The organism is Aeromonas sp. ASNIH4, from assembly GCF_002934425.1.
GTDB classification, from domain to species: domain Bacteria; phylum Pseudomonadota; class Gammaproteobacteria; order Enterobacterales; family Aeromonadaceae; genus Aeromonas; species Aeromonas hydrophila.
On sequence record NZ_CP026217.1, the window covers coordinates 522,897 to 540,000 of the forward strand.

The window sequence follows — 17,104 nt, forward strand, 5'->3', positions numbered from 1 at the left end:
AGTCATGGTGGAGCGGGCGAGGCGGTTGGGGCGATGGTTTTTGGCGTTGGATTCCCTGTTGGTGATCCTGGGGTTCTTCGTGGTAATGCCCATGATCAGCCTGCGCTTCGTGGATCAGCTCGGCTGGGCGGCCGGGGTGGTCGGGCTGGCGCTGGGATTGCGCCAGCTGACCCAGCAGGGGCTGGGCATTCTGGGCGGCTCGCTGGCGGACAAGTTCGGCGCGCGGCCGCTCATCGTGGGCGGCATGCTGCTGCGGGCGGCGGGGTTTGCCAGCCTGGCCTATGCCCAGAGCGGGCTGGAGCTGATCCTCTCCTGCGTCATCTCGGGGCTGGGAGGCTGTCTGTTCGATCCGCCCCGCGCCGCCCTGGTGATCAAGTTCACCCGGCCCCGTCAGCGGGGGCGCTACATCTCGTTGCTGATGATGCTGGAGAGCGCCGGCGCCGTGGTGGGGGCCCTGCTCGGCAGCTGGCTGCTCAACTTCGACTTCGAATATGTCTGCCTGCTGGGGGCCGGCCTGTTTGTCTGCGCCGCGCTGTGCAACCTGCTGATCCTGCCCGCCTACAAGCTCTCGGTGCGGCCAACCCCGATCCGCGCCGGTCTCGGCCAGGTGCTGGCGGACAAGGCGTTCTGCCGGCTGGTGCTGATCCTGAGCGGCTACTACGCGCTCTGGGTCCAGGTGATGCTGATCTTCCCCATCCTGGTCAAGCAGATGGCGGGCACCACCACGGCGGTGGGCTGGATGTATACCCTGGAGACCGCCATCTCGCTGGCGCTGCTCTATCCGCTGGCGCGCTATGGTGAGCGCCACTTCAAGCTGGAGAGCCGCTTGATGGCCGGGGTGCTGCTGATGACCACCGGCATCGGGCTGGTGGCCTTTGCCAACACCCTGCCCGCGGTGTTCATGCTGCTGGCCTGCTTCTATCTGGGGATCGTGATCGCCGAACCGGCGCGGGAGACGCTGATGACCAAGCTCGCACAGCCGGGGGCACGCGGCAGCTACATGGGTTTCAGTCGGCTGGGGCTGGCGCTGGGGGGCATGACGGGTTACGTGGGGGGCGGTGCGCTGCATGACTACGCCATGCTGCAGGGCCAGCCCTGGCTACCCTGGCTGGTGCTGGGCACGGTCGGGGTGACGACCTTGCTGCTGCTGGTGAACTGCTTTCACCGCGAGCCGAGTCTGGCGCGGGTCAACATCTGACGGGCAATAAAAAACCGGCCGCTGGGCGGCCGGTAAAAAATACAGTAGGCAATTCAGGGAAGACTTAGAAGTTGTACTGCAGGGCCACGGCGACCACGTCGTCGGTGTTTTTGCCCAGCGAGTTGGTGTGGGTACCGTTGACGTTGTCCAGCAGGTTGATCTTGTAATCAACGTAGGCGTTGAAGTTGTCGGTGAAGTTGTACCAGGCACCGATGGAAACGTACTCGGTGGCGGTGTCATCGATGCCGCGAGCGTTGTCCTTCACGTCGGTACGCAGGTAGGCCAGGGACGGCTTGAACTTGCCGAAGGCGTACTGGGCGACGGCTTCGTAGCCATCCATCTTCTCGGCGTAGCCGTTGTTGACGAACAGGTGGTCTTCACCGTGGGAGTAGGTAGCGGCCAGGTAGAGGTCGCCGACGGCGTACTTGGCACCGACACCGTACAGCTTGGCGTCGCGGTCACCACCGAAGGCGGCGTTGGCGGCCTGCTCGTCGGTCTTGCCGGCCTGGTTGTAGGCGGTACCCAGGCTCAGGCCCATGTCGAAGTCATAGTTGGCAGACACGGCGAAGCCTTCGGCGGAACCCTTCGGATTCCAGGTGCCGTTGGTAACAGTCAGGTTGGAGCGATCGGCGTTCTGCGGATCGTTGTTGCCGGTGAACTGGGCACCCAGGGTCAGGCCCTGATAGGTGTAGATGTACTGGGCCAGGCCGTTGGTACGACCGGTACCGAACACTTCGGTGTCCTTGCCCAGACCGTCACCGCCCCACTCTGGCAGCACGTCGGTGTAGTTGTTCACGGCTTTGGTGAACAGGCCATCCTGACGGCCGTAGCTGAAGGCACCGAAACGATCGTGCTTGATGCCGGCGTAGGCATAACGCAGCTCGTCGTTGTCGGAGCCGGAGACCGGCAGGTTGTATTCAGCGAAGCCGAACGCGGTCAGCTCGTTGTCGATCTTGGTTTCGCCGGCAACGTGCAGACGCAGGTAGCTCTGGTCACCTTCAGAACCGTTGTCATCAGTGCCGTAGTACATGCCTTGAGCGCGACCACCGATGTCGAGTTTGGTGTCGTTCTGGTTGTAGACGGTAGCGGCTTGCGCACCACCGGCCAGCAGCACGCTGGAGATGGCCATGGTCAATGCTGTCTTTTTCATTGTTCGTTCCTCTGGTGTAAACACTGTCGGACCTGTGCTCGGCCCTGTTGATCGGTTTCTGTTCCGATGCCCCAGAGTAGATCTGCGAACCTTGATAGAAACTGAAGCGCACAAGGATTAATTAATGATTTGACCTGAAAAGCAGGCATAAAAAACGGTTCTTCGCGGGATCTTGGGGAAGTGGAAGTTGACAGACAGGGTGCTGGTAAACTGGCTGTCTCCAAACACACCACCACCATCACCCTGCTGTCGCCGTGCATCATATTGATATTGCCTCCTTCTGGCCAGGTTATACCGTCATCGCCCAAGCGCTTTCTGCCAACCATCACACCCTGTTTACCCTTGAGCCTCGCGCCGACTTCTTGCCCCGTTGTCGCCGATGCCTGCAACCCACGCCATTGATCCACGACCAACGTATCCGCCGGGTGCGTGAGCGAGACCTATTTGACCGACAAGTCTGGTTACAACTGCCTGTTCGCCGCGTCGACTGTCTGCGCTGTGGTCGCGTCAGTGAACATATCGACTGGCTCCCCTCTGGCTCCCGCCTCACCCGGCGCATGCAGTGCTGGATTGAAGCGCTCGTTCAGTACCTCCCCATCCGCCATGTCAGCCAGCTCACCGGGGTCGGTTGGCACACCATCAAGGAGATCGACAAGCGCCGTTTGCAGACCAGTGTGGGCACCATCGAACTTGGGGAGGTGCGGCGGCTGGTGATGGATGAGTTTGCCCTGCACAAGGGACACCGCTATGCCACCGTGATCATGGATGCCGAGCGAACCCGCGTCCTGTGGGTGGGGCACGGCAACAGCCGGGCCGCTATCCGTCCCTTCTTCGAGCAGCTCGGCGAGCGATGCCAGCAGATTGAAGCGGTGGCGATGGACATGAACACGGCGTTCGACCTGGAGGTGAAGCAACACTGCCCGCAGGCGGAGGTGGTCTACGACCTGTTCCACGTGGTGGCTCGCTATGGCCGAGAGGTGGTGGACCGGGTGCGAGTGGAGCAGGCGAATGCACTGAAAAGCGATAAACCGGCGCGAAAAGTGGTCAAAAGTGCGCGTTGGTTGCTGCTACGTAATCGGGCGAAGTTGAGTGAAAAACAGGATGTGAAGTTGCAGGAGCTGTTGGCGGCGAATCAACCGCTGGCGATGGTGTACGTGCTGAAAGAGGGGTTGAAGGGCATCTGGTATGCGCCGAGCGTGTGGGAAGGATGGCGACGATGGCGGAGCTGGATGCGGCAGGTGAAGGAAAGCGGGCTAGCGCCGCTGCAACGATTTGGTCGAAATTTATCGAAATATATGCGGGGGATCCTGGCGAGTGCAAACTACCCGATGCACACGAGTGTGCTGGAAGGGGTGAACAACAAGATCAAAGTGATAAAGCGTATGGCATATGGATTTAGGGACTCAGAATACTTTTTTCTGAAAATCAAGGCGGCCTTCCCCGGAAAGCCGCGATGAACCTAAAAAACGGCCCGAACAGGGCCGTTTGCGTGTTTGTGGAATTAAATGCTGGTTAGAGCATCATGCCACCGAAGAAGAAGCCCAGCGCCACGGCGATGGCGATGGTGGCAACGCCCGGTACGAAGAAGGGGTGATTGAATACAGCCTTGCCGATACGGGTGGAGCCGGTGTCATCCATTTCGACCGCGGCCAGCAGGGTCGGGTAGGTCGGCAGCACGAACAGGGCGCTCACGGCGGCGAAGGAGGCGATGGCGGTCAGCGGGCTGACACCCAGTGCCAGGGCGGCCGGCATCAGGGCCTTGGTGGTGGCGCCTTGTGAATAGAGCAGCATGGCGGCGAAGAACAGCACCACGGCCAACAGCCAGGAGTATTGGTTGAGCAGGTCGCCGGCGATCAGCTGGATGGTGTCCATGTTGCCTTTCACGAAGACGTTGCCCAGCCAGGCCACGCCCAGTACGCAGATACAGGCAGACATGCCGGACTTGAAGGTCGGCATGTTGGTGACCTGGGTGGCGTCCAGCTTGCAGACCAGGGTCATGATGGTGGCTGCGGCCAGCATGATGCCCATGATGGCGCCATCACGGGGGATCGGCGGGTTGGCGATCAGGCCCACTTTACCGGAGATGGCGGTGGCATAGGCCATCACGGCCACGATGGCGGCGATGAAGATCCAGACCGACACCTTGGCGTAAGGCTTGAGCTCCAGCTTGGTGGTGCCGCGCAGCTTGATCAGCCCCTTGGCCTTGCGCTCCAGGTAGACTTCGTCCTGGTCGAGCGGCTTGCCCAGCATGTTGGCGACGAAGGCACCGAGGATGCAGGCGATGAAGGTGGAGGGGATGCAGATGGCCAGCAGAGTCAGGTAATCCACGCCAAACGGCTCAAGCATGCCGGAGAAGGCAACCACGGCCGCGGAGATGGGCGAGGCGGTGATGGCGATCTGGGAGGCGATGACGGCGATGGAGAGCGGACGGGACGGACGAATGCCCTGCTCCTTGGCCACTTCGGCGATCACCGGCAGGGTGGAGAACGCGGTGTGACCGGTACCGGCCAGCATGGTCATCAGATAGGTGACGACCGGGGCGGCGAAGGTGATGTATTTGGGGTTCTTGCGCAGGGCTTTCTCGGCCAGGGAGACCAGATAGTCCATGCCACCGGCCAGTTGCATACAGGCAATGGCGCAGATGACGGACGCGATGATCATGATCACGTCCCAGGGGATGTAGGTGACCAGCTGGTCGCTGGGAATTGGCATCCCCAGACCCCAGGTCAGTACCAGTACCCCCAAACCACCGGCAAAGCCGATGCCGATGCTGCCTATCCGGGCCCCCAGATAGATAGCGGCGAGCACGACAAGTAACTCGATTCCAATCATAGCGAACACTCCATTTTCCAGTTTTTTTAGGTTTTATTTGGCAGAAAAGCCAATTCCCGATGGGGCTGGGCAAGACCTATCGGGAACTGACTTTATGGGCCGGGATAAACCCGGCCCATTTGCTCGCTTATACGGTGGCTTCGCGGGTATAACGCTTGGCTTTGTATTGCGGGTTCATCAGGTTCTCGATGGAGAGAATTTCATCCAGCTGCTCGGCGGTCAGCAGGCCGCGCTCCAGCACGACTTCACGGACGTTCTTGCCGGTCTGGGCACAGATCTTGCCGACGATGTCGCCTTCGTGGTGGCCGATGAAGGGGTTCAGGTAGGTCACGATGCCGATGGAGTTCAGTACGTGGTTCATGCAGATTTCCGGGTTGGCGGTGATGCCTTCCACGCACTTCTCGCGCAGGGAGATGCAGGCTTTTTCCATCAGGCTCAGGGATTCGAACATCGCCTGACCGATCACCGGCTCCATGACGTTCAGCTGCAGCTGACCGGCTTCGGCGGCGAAGGTGATGGTGACGTCGTTGCCAAAGACCTTGAAGCAGGACTGGTTGACCACTTCCGGAATGACCGGGTTGACCTTGGCCGGCATGATGGAGGAGCCAGCCTGCATTTCCGGCAGGTTGATCTCTTTGAGTGCAGTGCGCGGGCCGGAGGAGAGCAGACGCAGGTCGTTACAGATCTTGGAGAGCTTCATCGCCATGCGCTTGATGGCGCCGTGCAGCATCACGTAAGCGCCGCAGTCGGAGGTCGCTTCGATCAGGTCTTCAGCCGGGACATAGGCACGACCGGTGATCTCGGCCAGGCGCTTGATGGCCAGGGCGGAGTACTCGGGCGGAGTGTTCAGGCCGGTACCGATGGCGGTGGCGCCCAGGTTCACTTCCAGCAGCAGCTCCTGGCAACGCTTGATAGACTTGATCTCTTCGCGCAGGGTGACGGCGAAGGCATGGAACTCCTGACCCAGGGTCATCGGCACCGCATCTTGCAGCTGGGTACGACCCATCTTCAGGATGCCCTTGAACTCGGCGGCCTTGGCATCGAAGGCGGCGATCAGTGCTTCCAGTGCGTGCAGGGTGGTGTCGGTGCTGTTGACCACGGCCACGCGGAAACCGGTGGGGTAGGCATCGTTGGTGGACTGGCACTTGTTGACGTGGTCATTGGGGTTGATGACGTCGTAGCGGCCCTTGGCCAGGCCCATGATTTCAAGGGCGATGTTGGCCAGTACTTCGTTGGTGTTCATGTTGACGGAGGTGCCGGCACCACCCTGGTAAACGTCGACCGGGAACTGGTCGAAGCATTTGCCGGTGTTCAGCATCAGGTCGCAGGCTTCTACGATCTTGTCAGCAATTTCAGGACGGATGGTACCCAGTTCGCCGTTCGCCAGGGCGGCGGCCTTCTTGGTCAGTACCATGCCGCGGACAAATTCCGGAACGTCAGAAATCTTCTGAGTGCTGATCTTGAAGTTCTCAACGGCGCGCAGGGTATGCACACCGTAGTAGAGATCGTTGGAAACTTCTTTGGTGCCCAGCAGGTCTTCTTCAATGCGGACGTTCTTGATGTCGCTCATTGTAATGCCTCAGAAATCAGATAAATGGAAACGATCCTCACCGAGTGGTCGCGAGTTCCTTACGCACGGTTCATCCTGAAGCACCACACATCGAGTGGGGCGGTTGGGGGCTTTTTTGCTCCCTTAATACTGGCGTCGATATTACCCCAATTGAGGTATCTGATATTAGACCTGGATCACTAAATTTGAGACAACCTCAAATAACTTGTGGTCATTAAACAGATATTGCAATCAACCGATTTACTTTGACAGAACAATGACTTCAATCACAGTCTGGCAGACCGGTTTTTCTGTGGATCCGGCGCCTCGTCACCCTGTGGACTTGAAAAATGCGCGTCACCCCCCATTTTAATCAACAGGAACCGATACCATGGCGGGTTGGCAACGGCATCAGCGGTTGTCGCACTTCGCCAGCGGTTCATTCACATTCATCCGCACTGAGGTTGTTATGGGCAAGTTGTTTCTATTGTTGGTCGGTCTGGTGGTGCTTGAGCTCACCGTGATGATCGAAGTCGGCTCCGTGATCGGTGCCTTGCCGACCGTCGGCTTGCTCATTCTGACGGCGGTGCTGGGCTCCTCGCTGGTGCGCAGTGAAGGGATCAAGACCCTGTTCAACGCGCAGCAGAAGATGCAGCAGGGGGAGATGCCGGGACGTGAGGTGATGGGGGGCATGATGCTGGCGCTGGCCGGTCTGCTGCTGATCATCCCGGGTTTCGTGACCGACTTCTTCGGCATCCTGCTGCTGCAGCCCTGGCTGCGCAACAAGCTGGCCGACAAGCTGATCGGCAGCAACCAGTTCAAGATGCAGATGGGCGGTTTTCAGGCCCGTCAGCAGCCGTTTGACGAGGTGCCGGGCAATGACCAGCCGGGTCAATCTCCGCGCAGCGGCACCACCATCGAAGGGGAGTTCGAGCGCAAGGAGTAACTGCTGCGCTTACTTTCCTGCCATCAGGGTCTGCCCTGATGGCACAGCTGCTCGAAGCGGTGGCGGGCATACCACCAGGCCAGGGTGCCCGCCGCCAGATTGGCCACGAGAATTCCCAGATAGATCCCCTGCTCCCCTCCCAGTTTCGCTCCCAGCCAGGCCCCTGGCAGCAAGAAGACAAACAGCCGCAACCCGTTGAACAGGAAGGAGACGCTGGAAGCCCTCACGCCATTCAAGGCGGATGCGAGCAGCATCACCATCCCCTGAAAGCCGTAACCGATGGGCACCAGGTGCAGATAGAGCACGATGAGGCGCACCACCTGCGGATGACTGCTGAACAGCTCGGCGATGAAGGGGGCCAGCAGCCAGGTCAGTCCGTATACCACCAGCTGGAACAGAAGGGCAAAGCGCATGCAAAACTGCAGCGCCGCCTTGGCTCGGGCCGGGTTGCCCGCCCCGCAGTTCTGCGAGATGAAGGGCGCCAGCACGGAGGAGAGCGCCATCATCACGATAAGCAGCAGGGCCTCCACTCTCGATGCGGCGCCGTAAGCCGCCACCACTTCCGTCCCCAGCCCGGCGAAGATGGTCATCAGCACGGCGTTGGCCAGCGGGTTGAGCATGTTGGTGAAGGAGGCGGGCACCGCCACGTGCAGCAAGGCGCGCCAGTGGGCCAGCAACTGTGGGCGCGGGGAGAGGCGCCAGCGCAGCAGTCCTTCCCGGTGGCGCAATATATAGAGGCTGACCAGCATGGCCATCAACCAGGAGAGGGAGGTGGCGATGGCGGCGCCGCGGATCCCCCATGCGGGGAAGGGGCCTATGCCGAAGATGAGCAGGGGATCCAGCACGCCGTTGACCAGCCCGGCCACCGTCATCACCAGGCTGGGGGTCTTGGTATCGCCGGTGGCCCGGATGGCGGCATTGCCCACCATGGGCAGCACCAGCATGGGGACGGTCAGATACCAGATCAGCATGTAGTCGTAGATGAGGGCGATCAGCTCATCGCTGGCGCCGAGCAACCGGAACAGCGGGTGTATGGTCAGCGCTCCCGCCAGGGCGATGAGGGCGACCAGCAGCACGGCCAGAAACAGGTTGTCGGTGGTGATGCGGGCGGCTTCATCATGCTTGCCCTGGCCGAGCGCATGACCCATCACCGCAGAGAGGCCGGCCCCCAGTCCCATCGCCAGCGAGGTGACCACGAAGGTCACCGGAAAGGTGAAGCTGATGGCGGCCAGCGCCTGGGTGCCCAGCATGCCGATGAAGAAGGTGTCGACCAGGTTGAAGGCGAGAATGGCGACGATGCCGAGGATCATCGGGCCCGTCATGCGCAGCAATACGGACGTCATGGGGGCAGTCAGCAGGGGATTGGGTCGGGTCACGGGCTCGTCTCTGTACGTCTGGCGGAGTTCTGGCTGCGGGCAGCACAAACCGGTTTCCTGACCGGGACTTCGGGAGATCCATCGAAGACGTTCATAGTACGTGAAAATATTTTTTTTGTATTTGCCCTTGAAGGGTTAACAAACGTGCCCCACATCGGAGACATATCTAATTTGGCCAGGAATGGCCATTCCTCAAAGCAACACAGAGACTCATTTTGGGAGAGTTATCGATGAAAATTCGTCCACTGCACGACCGCGTCATCATCAAGCGCATCGAAGCTGAAGCCAAATCCGCTGGCGGCATTGTCTTGACTGGTACTGCGGCCCAGAAGTCCACCCGTGGTGAAGTTCTTGCCGTGGGGACTGGCCGAATTCTGGATAATGGCGATGTCAAAGCCCTCGCCGTCAAGGTTGGTGACAAGGTGATCTTCAACGAAGGCTACGGTGTGAAGACCGAGAAGCTGGATGGTCAGGACGTACTGATCCTGTCTGAAACCGACATCCTGGCGATTGTCGAAGAGTAATCCACCCTTTCCCCCTGCGAATTGATTGAAGGATTGAAGAAATGGCAGCTAAAGAAGTCAAGTTTGGCAACGAAGCACGCAGCAAGATGCTGGAAGGCGTAAACATCCTGGCCGATGCCGTCAAGGTGACCCTGGGCCCGAAAGGCCGCAACGTGGTACTGGACAAGTCCTTCGGCGCACCGACCATCACCAAGGACGGCGTCTCCGTTGCCCGTGAAATCGAGCTGGAAGACAAGTTCATGAACATGGGCGCCCAGATGGTCAAGGAAGTTGCTTCCAAGGCCAACGACGCCGCCGGTGACGGTACCACTACCGCTACCGTACTGGCTCAAGCCATCGTCAACGAAGGCCTGAAGGCCGTTGCCGCCGGCATGAACCCGATGGATCTGAAGCGCGGTATCGACAAGGCCGTGGTGGCCGCCGTTGCCGAGCTGCAAGCACTGTCCCAGCCGTGTGCCGACAACAATGCCATCGCTCAGGTAGGCACCATCTCCGCCAACTCCGACGAGAAAGTGGGCAAGCTGATTGCCGAAGCCATGGACAAAGTCGGTCGTGACGGCGTCATCACCGTTGAAGACGGTCAGGGTCTGGACGACGAGCTGGCTGTGGTAGAAGGCATGCAATTCGACCGTGGCTACCTCTCCCCGTACTTCGTCAACAAACCGGAAACCGGTGCCGTTGAGCTGGATGATCCCTTCATCCTGCTGGTTGACAAGAAAGTCTCCAACATCCGTGAAATGCTGCCGGTGCTGGAAGGCGTAGCCAAAGCGGGCAAGCCGCTGATCATCGTGGCCGAAGACGTAGAAGGCGAAGCGCTGGCGACCCTGGTGGTCAACACCATGCGTGGCATCGTGAAAGTTGCTGCCGTCAAGGCACCTGGCTTCGGTGACCGTCGCAAAGCCATGCTGCAGGATATCGCCATCCTGACCGGTGGTACCGTGATCTCCGAAGAAGTGGGCATGGAGCTGGAAAAAGCGACCCTGGAAGACCTGGGCCGTGCCAAGCGCATCGTCATCACCAAAGAGAACACCACCATCATCGATGGCGTGGGTGATGCATCCCTGATCGAGAGCCGTGTGGCCCAGATCCGTCAGCAGATCGAAGAGACCTCTTCCGATTACGACCGCGAGAAGCTGCAAGAGCGCGTAGCCAAACTGGCTGGCGGTGTTGCGGTGATCAAGGTTGGTGCTGCCACCGAAGTCGAGATGAAAGAGAAGAAAGCCCGGGTTGACGACGCCCTGCACGCGACTCGCGCCGCAGTAGAAGAGGGTGTGGTTGCCGGTGGTGGTGTTGCGCTGGTACGTGTGGCCGCCAAACTGGCCGGCCTGCGTGGCGACAACGAAGATCAGAACGTGGGTATCAAGGTCGCTCTGCGCGCCATGGAAGCCCCGCTGCGCCAGATCGTCATCAACGCCGGTGAAGAGGCCTCCGTTATCGCCAACGCGGTGAAGAACGGTGAAGGTAACTTCGGTTACAACGCCTACACCGAACAGTACGGTGACATGCTGGCCATGGGTATCCTGGATCCGACCAAGGTGACCCGTTCTGCCCTGCAGTTCGCCTCTTCCATCGCCGGCCTGATGATCACCACCGAGTGCATGATCTCCGAGCTGCCGAAGAAAGATGCCCCTGCCATGCCTGACATGGGCGGCATGGGCGGCATGGGCATGATGTAATTCAGCCCTGGTTACCAAACGGCTCGCTTTTGCGGGCCGTTTTTTTTATGGCGACTAAACTGAGTCTATTGTCAGTGACTTAATCAGAGGTGAGTATGCGTGTACTGGGTTTGATTCCATTACTGTTTTCTCTGGCCATGCCGGTGATGGCACTTGAGGCGCCACAGGGGCCCGTCATTTTGAAGGTGACCGGCAATGTGCTGCCGGCCGAAGCGACGGAGGGGGTGGTTTCCTTCGATCTCGCCATGCTCAAGGCCCTGCCGCAGCATGAGATAGTGACCAGCAATCCCTGGGTCGACAAACCGCACAAATATGTGGGGCCCAAGCTGGCCGATGTCTTGGCTGCCGTCGGTGCGGATGGCAAGGCGATCACCTTGACGGCCTTGAACAGTTTTCAGATCAGGATCAACTGGGATAAGGTCAGGCAATACGACCCGATTCTGGCCTGGCAAGATGACGGGGTCACCATGCGGGTACGGAATAAGGGACCGCTTTGGTTTATCCTACCGCTGGATCAGTATCCCGAGCTGAAACGCTCGGAGTTTACCGACATGATGATTTGGCAATTGAACGCCATTGATATTCAGCATTGATGTAGTGGCTTGCGGGAGTACGAGTGAAAGCAAAGACCAAGGCGTGGCCTTTACTCATCGTTCTTTACCTATCCATCCTGTTGTTTACGGGAAGCACCCTCTATTGCCTCGCGCAGATACAGAATGCGACCCGAGTGATGGAGAGGTATACCTATGACGTCTCCTGGGCCCTGATGCAGTTGCAACTGGAGTTGGGGCGTTTCCTCAACTCCGTCGAGATCTACCATTATGGCGGCATCGATCACGATACCCTGATGCTGCGCTACGACATCCTGTGGAGCCGTACCCCCATCTTGCTCAGTGGCCAGTTGCGTCAGAGCATGAAGGACAAGCAGAAGACCTTGCGGCTGGTGCAGTTGATCGAAAGCAATATCCGCGAGATGGAGCCCAATATCACCAATCTGAAGGCGGGGACACCCGATTATCAGCAGATATTGATGCGCCTGGTTCCTCTGCAGGAGCCACTTTCCTATTCTCTCGCCTCCGTGATGCAGAAGAACATCAACGTCTATTCAGGCAATGACAAACGCTTTGGCCAACTGCGCAATGCGCTGCTGTTCATGGTGTCAGGGCTGGTGTTGTCGGTGATGCTGCTGAGTGGTCTGTTGATCCGCGAGGCCCGCCGTCATTTCAGGGCGGCGCGGATCGATCCCCTGACTGGATTGTCCAACCGGTTGGCATTGCTGGAGAAAATGGAGTCCTACGCCACCAAGGAGACACCGTTTGGCCTGGTGCTGGTGGACATCAACGACTTTCGCGACATCAACAGCAAGTTCGGCTACAACACCGGTGACTTTCTGCTGCAGGAGCTGGCAAAGCGAATGCGCAGTTTGTGTGAGAACGGTGAGTGGGTGGCCCGGCTGGGCGGCGATCAGTTTGCCATGATCCAGCGTGAAAGCAGTGACCTGCGCCAGGTGAGGGAGCTGGTGGCCCGCCTGCTGCATGCGCTCAAGCAGGACATCATCATCGATAACTACCCGTTCCGCCTGGAGGTGGGCATCGGTATCGCCTTCTTCCCGATGGACAGCAAGCAGACTCAGGAGCTGCTCAGCCGGGCCGAGCAGGCCTTGTTTCACAGCCGCAAGACTCATGTGCCATACGTCATCTATGACAACTCGTTGCTCAATGAAACGGCGCGCCGCAAGCATTTGGCAAGCGACATGATCATGGCGCTCGAGCACAATGCACTTGAGCTCTATTACCAGCCCATCGTCAACCTCGAGAGTGGCCGCTGCGAAGCGGTGGAAGCCTTGCTGCGCTGGCGTCACCCTGAGTTAGGCTTCATTCCCCCCAACGAGGTGATCCAGGTTGCCGAAGAGTTCCAGCTGGCCGAGAAGCTGGGCAGCTGGGTATTGAATACGGCCTGCGAGCAGCTCTATCAGTGGCAGCAACTGGGTTTGGTTGATTTGCAGATGTGCGTGAATATCTCGCCCGGCATGTATCAGCGCAATCTGTTGAAGCTGGTTGCCAAGGCCTTGATGGACCACCATATCCCGGCCGCCAGCCTGGTGCTTGAGGTGACGGAAGACACCACCATGCGCGAGGTGAAAAACTCCCTGCAACTGATGCAGGATCTCAATCAGCAGGGGGTACAGCTGGCACTGGATGACTTTGGCACCGGCTACTCCTCGCTCAGTTATCTGCAGAAGCTGCCGGTCAGCAAGGTGAAGATCGATCGCTCCTTCATCCAGGGGATCGATACGTCCATCGAGGCATCCGAGCTGGTCGCCAACATCTGCCGAATGGGTTCCATGCTGGGCAAGAGTCTGGTGTGTGAGGGGATAGAGACGCAGGCTCAGCTCGATGTGTTGCGCACCCTCACTGATATTCATCTCTATGGCCAGGGCTATCTGTTCAGCCGTCCAGAACAGGCGGAGAAGGTTTATCAAACCTTGCTAGAGATGGAAGAGGAGTGGCTGGAGCGACGCCAACCCGACAAGGCGTATTTAATTTAGCCAAAATGGCTCATGCTTGGTCCAAGATGGCCGATAGTCTTAAAGCAGGAGGTACACCATGGATATATCTAGTTCTGCATCTGCGTCATTTGGTTCTGCATTGATGACGGCCAGCCTGGCCAAGAAACAACAGACCCAAGAAGGTGAATCTGCATTGAAACTGCTGCAAACAGCGGCTCAATCAGCACCGGTTGCACCGACATCGGCCAACGCTTCTTTGGGAAGTAACATCGATATTCGCGTCTGACCCTAACGAAAAAGCCCCCATCCAGTCGATGGGGGCTTTTTTATGTCTGCGATATCGCGATGTCTATCTTGGCTCAGACCGGAAAAGGGGCTGGCGCCTCGAAGGTCATCCGCTCGCCGCTGCGGGGGTGGCTGATGGTCAGACTGGCTGCATGCAGGTAGAGATGGGGGGCTGCCGCCAGCGCATCCGGATGGGCGTAGAGATTGTCACCCAGAATCGGGTGCCCCAGCTCCAGCATATGGACGCGCAACTGGTGCGAGCGACCCGTGATGGGAGTCAGCTTGATCAGGCTGTTACCGTTCTCTACCTTCAATTTTTCCCACAGGGTCAGGGCATGACGGCCCTCTTCGTGGTCCACCTTCTGCTTCGGGCGGTTGGGCCAGTCGACGCAGAGCGGCAGGTCGACCTGACCCGACGCTGCCTCCGGCTCGTCCCACACCCAGGCGAGGTAGTGCTTCTCGGTCTCGCGCTCGCGAAATTGCCGACTCAGCTCCCGATGGGAATTGGGATTGAGGGGAATGACAATGACGCCAGTGGTGGACATGTCGAGGCGATGAGCCGCCGCCGCCTTGGGATGCTGCTGCTTTACCCGATGCAGGACGCTGTCTTCATTCTCGGGGCCGCGCCCGGGCACGCTCAGCAGGCCAGTGGGCTTGTTGACCACCATGATGTCCTTGTCCTTGAACAGGATATCGAGCCAGGGTTCCAGAGGCGGTGAGTATTCAAACATAAATGTCTCGCATCAGAAGGTGGGGGCAAGCCCCCATCAGTTATGAGTAACCACAATCATAAAGGGCATGTCATCCAGCATGAGCCGGTCATGTCTCTTCAGTATCGCGTCAGTTATGGGTGACCACGATAAAGCGGATGGCATCCAGCTTGAGTTGGGTCTGATCGATCAGGTGGTGCAATTCTGCCTGCAGATTGCGCAGATAATCCAGTTCGCTGTCGCGCACGTTCGGGTTGACCGCTTTGAGCGCTTCCAGCCTGTCCAGATCCTGTTGCAGGGTCTGCGCCATCTGGGCGCGGGCCTTGTCGACAATCCCGCCTTTCAGCTCTTCGGCAATGGCCTGGCCCTTGCCAATCAGACCGTGGATCACTGGTTGGGACGCGGTGACCAGCTTGCTGCCGAGGTGGCGATTGACCGGCGTCAGCTGGCGGTTGAAGGCATCGAACGCCACTTTTTCGCCCAGATTCTGGCCATTCTTGTCCATCAGCAGACGGATCGGCGTTGGCGGCATGAAGCGATAGAGCTGGGGATGGGCTGCAGACTCGGCAACGAAGATCAGCTCAAGCAGGATGGAGCCGATAGGCAGCGCCTTGTTCTTGAGCAGCGCCACCGAGGTCGCTCCGATCTCGGAGCCCAGGATCAGGTCGATACCGCCACGCATCATAGGGTGATCCCAGGAGAGCAGCGCCATGTCATCCCGCGACAGAGCGGTGTTGCGATCGAAGGTGATAGTCATGCCATCTTGCGGCAGGCCCGGGAAGCTGGAGACCAGCATGTGATCCCCCGGGGTCAGCACCAGCGCATTCTCGCCACGGTCATCCTGGTTGACGCCGATCTCGTCGAACATCTTGAGAGCGAAGGAGATCATGCCGGTGTCGTCATCTTCGGCGGCCAGCTTGTCGACCAGCTGCTGGGCGGCGGTGCCACCGCTGGAGTGGATCTCCAGCAGGCGATCGCGACCCTGTTCCAGCCGGGCCTTGAGCGGCTCGTGCAGCTCGCGAGTCTTGACCAGCAGGGCGTCGAGGGGGGCCTGATCGCCGGTGTTGGCGGCCAGCAGCTCGAACAGCTCGTCACGTACCGCTTCGAATACCGGGCGGGCAGTCGGGCAGGTCTGCTCGAATGCATCCAGACCATCGTGATACCAGAGCTGCAGGGCGCGCTGGGCAGTCCCTTCCAGGTAGGGCACGTGGATCTCGACGGTATTCTGCTGACCGATACGATCCAGTCGACCGATGCGCTGTTCCAGCAGATCCGGGTTGAGCGGCAGATCGAACAGCACCAGATGGCTGGCAAACTGGAAGTTGCGACCCTCTGAGCCGATCTCGGAGCAGAGCAACACCTGAGCGCCCCCCTCTTGTTGGGCGAAATAGGCGGAGGCCTTGTCCCGCTCGAGGATCGACATCCCTTCGTGGAACACGGCCCCACGGATCCCTTCACGGGTACGCAGCGCCTCTTCCAGTGCGATGGCGGTGGCCGCTTCGGAGCAGATCACCAGTACCTTCTGCTGGCGGGCTGAGAGCAGCAGTTCCAGCAACCATTCGACACGCGGGTCGAACTGGGTCCAGGTGGCGTTGTCGCCTTCGAATTGCTGGAAGATCTTCTCGGGGTAGAGGTAGCGCAGGGCGCGGGTCTGCAGATCGCCGCCATTGCCACCCATCATGCCCATCACCTTGATGGCGGTCTTGTACTGCTCCGGCAGCGGCATGGGGTAGACGTTGAGGTGGCGCTCCGGGAAGCCCTGAATATTGGCGCGGCTGTTACGGAACAGCACCCGGCCGGTGCCATGCTGATCCAGCAGCTTGGCGACAGCCTGCTGACGGGCGGCGGCATCGCTTAAGTCCAGCCCTTCCAGCTGGCTGGCGAGGATTTGTCTGGCTTCATCGCTCAGGGTCTCGCCATCCAGCAGTTCTTGCGCGGCGCTGGCGACCTGACCATAGGCCTGCTCCTCGGCGAGGAAGGCGTCGTAGTCGTAGAAACGCTCCGGGTCGAGCAGGCGCAGACGGGCAAAGTGGCTCTGGTGGCCCAGCTGATCCGGGGTGGCGGTCAGCAGCAGCACGCCCGGCACCTGTTCGGCCAGCGCTTCCACCATTTCGTAGGCGCGGCTTGGCGCTTCCTCACTCCACTCCAGATGATGGGCTTCGTCGACAACCAGCAGATCCCACTCGGCTTCCAGCACCTGTTCGAAGCGACGACGCTTCTTGCGCAGGAAGTCGAGGCTGCAGATCACCAGCTGTTCGGTTTCGAAGGGATTCTCCGCATCGGCGAACGCCTCGATGCAGCGCTCCTCGTCAAACAGGGAGAAGTGCAGGTTGAAGCGGCGCAGCATTT

Annotated in this window: 14 protein-coding genes (1 of these 14 running past the window's edge); 8 read left to right on the plus strand and 6 right to left on the minus strand. The window is 59.5% G+C overall.

Annotated elements, in window-relative coordinates:
• The first annotated feature begins 4 nt into the window (after window positions 1-4).
• Complete coding sequence (gene mdtH / locus C2U40_RS02460; RefSeq protein ID WP_011704798.1) at window positions 5-1,198, plus strand: multidrug efflux MFS transporter MdtH; 1,194 nt, start codon at window positions 5-7, stop codon at window positions 1,196-1,198.
• Between the two features lie 64 nt (window positions 1,199-1,262).
• Here the strand turns inward: mdtH and C2U40_RS02465 are convergent, their stop codons facing one another.
• Window positions 1,263-2,348, minus strand: coding sequence for a porin (locus C2U40_RS02465; RefSeq protein WP_103829314.1), 1,086 nt, complete (start codon window positions 2,346-2,348; stop codon window positions 1,263-1,265).
• 254 nt (window positions 2,349-2,602) lie between these two features.
• On the opposite strand from C2U40_RS02465, the gene C2U40_RS02470 reads away from it, so the two are divergent.
• Window positions 2,603-3,805 (plus strand): ISL3-like element ISAeme19 family transposase, encoded by a 1,203-nt coding sequence (locus C2U40_RS02470; RefSeq protein WP_081000878.1) that lies wholly within the window; start codon window positions 2,603-2,605, stop codon window positions 3,803-3,805.
• Between the two features lie 55 nt (window positions 3,806-3,860).
• Here C2U40_RS02470 and C2U40_RS02475 read toward each other — a convergent pair whose 3' ends face one another.
• Window positions 3,861-5,180 (minus strand): anaerobic C4-dicarboxylate transporter, encoded by a 1,320-nt coding sequence (locus C2U40_RS02475; RefSeq protein ID WP_011704800.1) that lies wholly within the window; start codon window positions 5,178-5,180, stop codon window positions 3,861-3,863.
• Window positions 5,181-5,307: 127 nt separating this feature from the next.
• Window positions 5,308-6,750, minus strand: a complete 1,443-nt coding sequence (gene aspA / locus C2U40_RS02480) for an aspartate ammonia-lyase (RefSeq protein WP_011704801.1) — start codon at window positions 6,748-6,750, stop codon at window positions 5,308-5,310.
• A 448-nt stretch (window positions 6,751-7,198) separates the two neighbouring features.
• Between aspA and C2U40_RS02485 the strand changes: the two genes are divergently transcribed.
• Window positions 7,199-7,675 (plus strand): FxsA family protein, encoded by a 477-nt coding sequence (locus C2U40_RS02485; protein ID WP_181014971.1) that lies wholly within the window; start codon window positions 7,199-7,201, stop codon window positions 7,673-7,675.
• Window positions 7,676-7,698: 23 nt separating this feature from the next.
• On the opposite strand, the gene C2U40_RS02490 is transcribed toward C2U40_RS02485, so the two are convergent.
• A complete protein-coding gene (locus C2U40_RS02490) occupies window positions 7,699-9,099 on the minus strand; it encodes an MATE family efflux transporter (protein WP_103829237.1) in 1,401 nt (466 codons plus the stop codon).
• 182 nt (window positions 9,100-9,281) lie between these two features.
• Between C2U40_RS02490 and C2U40_RS02495 the strand changes: the two genes are divergently transcribed.
• The 5 genes from C2U40_RS02495 (at window position 9,282) to C2U40_RS02515 (ending at window position 14,046) form a co-directional block, all read left to right on the plus strand.
• Entirely contained in the window at window positions 9,282-9,575 is a 294-nt protein-coding gene (locus tag C2U40_RS02495; protein ID WP_005309514.1) for a co-chaperone GroES, read from the plus strand.
• A gap of 41 nt (window positions 9,576-9,616) precedes the next feature.
• A complete protein-coding gene (groL, locus tag C2U40_RS02500; protein WP_011704804.1) occupies window positions 9,617-11,251 on the plus strand; it encodes a chaperonin GroEL in 1,635 nt (544 codons plus the stop codon).
• 95 nt (window positions 11,252-11,346) lie between these two features.
• The gene (locus C2U40_RS02505; protein ID WP_016349563.1) at window positions 11,347-11,844 is read left to right on the plus strand and encodes a hypothetical protein; all 498 of its coding nucleotides are present in this window, start codon (window positions 11,347-11,349) and stop codon (window positions 11,842-11,844) included.
• A gap of 23 nt (window positions 11,845-11,867) precedes the next feature.
• Window positions 11,868-13,799: a putative bifunctional diguanylate cyclase/phosphodiesterase gene (locus C2U40_RS02510; protein ID WP_017410616.1), complete on the plus strand. Its 1,932-nt coding sequence runs from the start codon at window positions 11,868-11,870 to the stop codon at window positions 13,797-13,799.
• Between the two features lie 58 nt (window positions 13,800-13,857).
• Window positions 13,858-14,046, plus strand: coding sequence for a hypothetical protein (locus C2U40_RS02515; protein ID WP_073348952.1), 189 nt, complete (start codon window positions 13,858-13,860; stop codon window positions 14,044-14,046).
• 73 nt (window positions 14,047-14,119) lie between these two features.
• Here the strand turns inward: C2U40_RS02515 and rluA are convergent, their stop codons facing one another.
• Together rluA and rapA are read right to left on the minus strand one after the other, a co-directional pair.
• Window positions 14,120-14,776 (minus strand): bifunctional tRNA pseudouridine(32) synthase/23S rRNA pseudouridine(746) synthase RluA, encoded by a 657-nt coding sequence (gene rluA, locus C2U40_RS02520; protein ID WP_103829236.1) that lies wholly within the window; start codon window positions 14,774-14,776, stop codon window positions 14,120-14,122.
• Window positions 14,777-14,885: 109 nt separating this feature from the next.
• Window positions 14,886-17,104 carry the 3' portion of an RNA polymerase-associated protein RapA gene (gene rapA, locus C2U40_RS02525; protein WP_103829235.1) on the minus strand. Its footprint extends 649 nt past the window's final position, so the window shows 2,219 of its 2,868 coding nt (coding positions 650-2,868); the start codon falls outside the window, past its right edge — the gene reads right to left on this strand; its stop codon occupies window positions 14,886-14,888.